Annotated in this window: 4 protein-coding genes; all 4 read right to left on the reverse strand. The window is 43.8% G+C overall.

Annotation, left to right across the window (positions count from 1 at the left end):
* The coding region (rfaQ, locus tag AC1DUO_RS23550) for a putative lipopolysaccharide heptosyltransferase III (RefSeq protein ID WP_477989017.1) at window positions 1-783 on the reverse strand (783 nt) is incomplete at its 3' end.
* Window positions 784-997: 214 nt separating this feature from the next.
* Window positions 998-2005 (reverse strand): glycosyltransferase, encoded by a 1008-nt coding sequence (locus AC1DUO_RS23555; protein ID WP_013577618.1) that lies wholly within the window; start codon window positions 2003-2005, stop codon window positions 998-1000.
* 69 nt (window positions 2006-2074) lie between these two features.
* The gene (locus tag AC1DUO_RS23560; protein WP_119262200.1) at window positions 2075-3361 is read right to left on the reverse strand and encodes an O-antigen ligase family protein; all 1287 of its coding nucleotides are present in this window, start codon (window positions 3359-3361) and stop codon (window positions 2075-2077) included.
* Window positions 3358-4185: glycosyltransferase family 8 protein (locus AC1DUO_RS23565; protein ID WP_477989019.1), on the reverse strand; the 828-nt coding region annotated here is incomplete at its 5' end. The genes AC1DUO_RS23565 and AC1DUO_RS23560, both read right to left, overlap by 4 nt.

The following is a 4185-nucleotide window of genomic DNA, read 5'->3' on the forward strand; positions in this document are numbered from 1 at the left end:
TGCAGCCAGTTGGGTCAGTGATAATGCAGCCAGTTGGGTCAGTGATAACTGACCGGCGACAGAGATCACCTGCGGATTGTGCGTGAGATCCTGGATTTTGCTCACCATATCCAGCTCTTTCTTATCCGGGCCGGAGGTCATCACGATCGTCAGGCCGGTTTCAGCAAGTCCATCAATCACATTGGCGAATTTGTCATCATCCCAGCATTTGAACGTCCAGCGGGAGGTTGGCTGAATCACAATATATTCGCCGGACACCTGATTTTTCAGAAGTAATTGCTGACAAAATGACTTGTCACTTTCTGAATAATGCATTGATGTCAGAGCGTTATCGGTGGAAATACCAAGCGGTGACAAAATCGACATATTCTGTTCGACAGTATGCAAAATGCTGTGATTTTCGGTCGTCACTAACTGCGTATGACCTGCCCGCCAGAAAGCAGAACGTCGTTTTTTATAGTCGAATCCTAAACGAACTTTCGCGCCACTAAATCGGGAAATCAAAGCACTGCGCCATTGATCGGCAAGATTAATCACCAGATCATAATGTCGGTCGCGGACAGCTTTGAGTAACTGATATTCCTGTTGTAACTGATAGCGGACACCTTGTTTTTTCCATGTTCTGTCAATGACATGGATATGAGATAGCGCTGGATGTTCACTGAGAATAGGGCGAGTTTCTTTATACAGAAGCACATCAATTTCAGCATCGGGGTAATGCTCGCGTAGCCTGTTTATCACCGGCGTGGTCAGCACCATATCTCCATGATGACGGAGTTTCACCAGAAGAATTCTTTGGGGTCTGAACGCTGCGTATTTGGCTTCTGAATTAGGCATTCTATTATCTGATAGTAGAATATAGTGAGTTGATTTTAGGTGAAGAATCGTATGCTGTGAAGTTATTTATCTTCCTGATATAGAAAGATAAATAACTTCATTTATGAAATAGTTAGATTCCACTTAAACGAATAAAGGAATCGTCTCTTTCTGAAACAACTTAACCGAGTTTTTTACGCAGGTTATGGAGACGATACAGCCACAGTAACAGTTGCCACCATTGTTTCGGTCCGCGTGCGTTACGCAGCATTATCCTGCGTGTGCCGGAGGTGTAAATATCGTCGATCATGGCTTTCTGAGCGGCCTGAACAGGCTCGCGGCGAACAGAATGACAAACCGTCAGGGCTTCCCGGGTGACCTGTCTCGGAAACTCCGCATAGATTTTTACCCGGTCTTTATATCGCTTATTTAATTCATCAAGCATCTTGGCAATTTTCAGGTAATGCCGTTGATATTCAACGTTTTTCATTCCGGTTCTTTTTTGGTTACTGATTGACTGACCATGAATGTAATAGCGATAAAGCACCTCTTGGGTGTATTTCACGCGGCGTGCGTTGAACATGAATTCGGTTGTCCAGGGAATATCCTGATGATGCAGGCCGGGTTCAAAATACAGATGATGCTTTTTAATAAGTTCCAGACGATAGACACCTAACCACACTACGTGCAAATAACGGTTTGTTGCCAGCGCCATTTTAAGCCAGTGCGGGCCATCCAGCACGGCAGTCGACGTTAAACGATCGGTGGGGATGATGGGTTTAACTTTTTCTGAGCCGACAAAATAACGTTCACCATTGCATTGTGCGACATCCAGATCATCCTGTTCACACAGTTCAATCAGCGTTTGGTACATGTTCGGATAGAGTATGTCATCGGCATCCGGAAAAGTGACGTACTGACCTTTGGCGATATCCAGGCCAGCATTACGCGCACGCGATACGCCGCCGTTAGCCTGATGAATGACGCGAATATGCGGGTATTTCTCAGCATATTCTTGCGCAACGCACTCGGAACCGTCTGTCGAACCATCATTGACGATAATGATCTCGAAGTTTGTCAGCGTCTGGGCGACGAGCGAATCCATAAAGTTTCGGAACATTTCCCCTGCGTTATACAGAGGGATAATCGCGCTGAGCTTAATGTTGTCGGATGTCGTTGTAAGGGGCATATCACACAATTTCCACTGATAAGGAGGGCAATCAACCGGGCCGGTGTAAGTTTCACAGCCCGGAAAAAATCATTGTTTTCTATCGGGGGGATGCGGCCTCATCCTGAGCATCATCAGGTAGGCAAATACCAGCACAATAAAATACGGTGATTCGCGATTGTAAAACTGGGTATCACCCATACTGAAGTAAATTACCGGGACCGACAGTAATAAAAATTCGTAACCTTTGGGCACCAGCCTGAAGGGATAGAGCAATAATACGGCGAAGAAAAGTACCATAATCAATGCGCCTAAAATTCCCTGTAATGACATTGTATCGATAATATCATTGTGCAAATGGAACTGAAGATTGCGTAACGCTTCCGGGTTTCCGCCTTCATGCTCATCGATGAACGTGGTGGCAAGTGCATTGCGGCTGTCGGCGGACTGACCAAACGGGTGATGTTTGAAAGCATCCACTCCGGCTCGCCACATTGAGAAACGCGCACCGACTGAAGTATTACGCTCCCCGTCATTGTAAGAGGTAACCTCGTTTTGGAGATTATCGAAGCGGGTGAGGACTTTATTGTAATAAGGATGACCAGAAGTCACTGCGGCAATAATTAAGACCGCAATGGCAAAACCGTAGATGATTTTAGACGTATGCGAGCTTTTGGTGAAATCGTAAATAATGCTGCCTGCACTAATAAGTATAAAGAGTATTATTGCAGAGCGGGTTTCTGTGGCAGCGAGAACCGCAAAAGTTAGCGTCATCACAATCAGACAAATGAGCCTGTAATGCTTTAACGCATGATATTTAAGACTGTACATCACCAGCAAAGAAAAAATAGTAAATGTATAGGCGCCGGAAGTCGGAGCGTCAGAATTTATTTTCATTCTTTCGCCTGTCTTTAAATAAACAATGATTCGTATGACGGATATAACGATAAAAAGAATCGTCATAATAGCTATCCCCGTGCGCACTGTCAGTGCAGGGATTTTCCATTTGTGAATGTTATGTTCAATGGCATACAGAATAAATGAAGCTAATATGAGTCTCTTACCGCTAATTTGGTAATGATAGGCAATGAGCGGATATTGATGGTTTACGGTGAGCATAACCCAAAGCAACTTGCTGATACCCAGAAGTAGAATTGTGCAGGCAACCGGGTAGAATTTAATTTTCTTATCAACACGCAGGGTGACGTAGATGAAATACAGGACAGCAATATACGTTGCGATATAAAAGAAATTCCGGGTTATTTCACCAGAGTACATAAAGAAAGAAATGGAAATGGTAATCAATAAGAATAGTAAAGATGCAAGTTTATCGTCAAAAGACGATTTTTTTATCTGTGCCATCAGATTACTTTTCATAAAGAGCTTTTCCTGAAAATCTTATTATTCATATATTTGGTCATCCAGCGCAAGCTGGTCAGGTAGCGACCCTTATGCCAGAGTGCCTGGGCATAGCGTTTCATCTCTTTATAGGAAACCGGCACGTCATGTGGGACTGCGTGCCATGGGGATTGCGCATAATATTGATCATAAATATCGGCCAGTTCTCCCATTCCCCAAAGGTGCCAGGGTTTACATTTACCCGTATAATGAATCAGGATGGTATCTTTCGGGATATCAACTCTCTTTCCCACTTTATTTAAAATGATGTCACACACAAAATTATATCTTTTAGGAAGCAGCAGAACTTCATGTTCCAGGACAATATTAAGTGCGTCCTGGTCAGGGAATTTAAATTCACTTTCCTGAAGGCTAAGTGTCCGGATGATCCGCTCAGTTGTATTTTTCTCAAGCCATTGAGGGATATTGATGTATAAGAATCCTGAGTTGAAATAATTTCCCTTTGTCAGACTTAACTGTGAGCAAAGTTTATTTCTTGCCCGTTGCGTATCGTTGACGGCTGCCAGCGTATAAGGGCTGATATCCATCTCGCTCAGTTCTTTATAACTGCCTAAACATAATGTGTCCGCGTCAAGGTAGAGTAATTTTGATGTGACGCCAGAAAGGATGTAGGGAGTGAATAAACGATAATAAATAGCCTGAGGATAGCGCCCCATCAGCGGTAAATCAGTGAACGCAGATTCTTTAAAAACGTAACAGGTGATGGCCAGCGGATGTTTTGCCGCCAGCTCAAGCAGTCGGGATTTTGATATTTCATCGAGCGCACTGCCAAATATATGAAT

This window comes from Rahnella sp. P4_A8 (assembly GCF_056402435.1).

Bases quoted from the DNA above. Each gene is read 5' to 3' on its own strand.
- AC1DUO_RS23560 (WP_119262200.1), bottom strand. From the start codon at position 3,361: ATGAAAAGTAATCTGATGGCACAGATAAAAAAATCGTCTTTTGACGAT.
- AC1DUO_RS23555 (WP_013577618.1), bottom strand. From the start codon at position 2,005: ATGCCCCTTACAACGACATCCGACAACATTAAGCTCAGCGCGATTATC.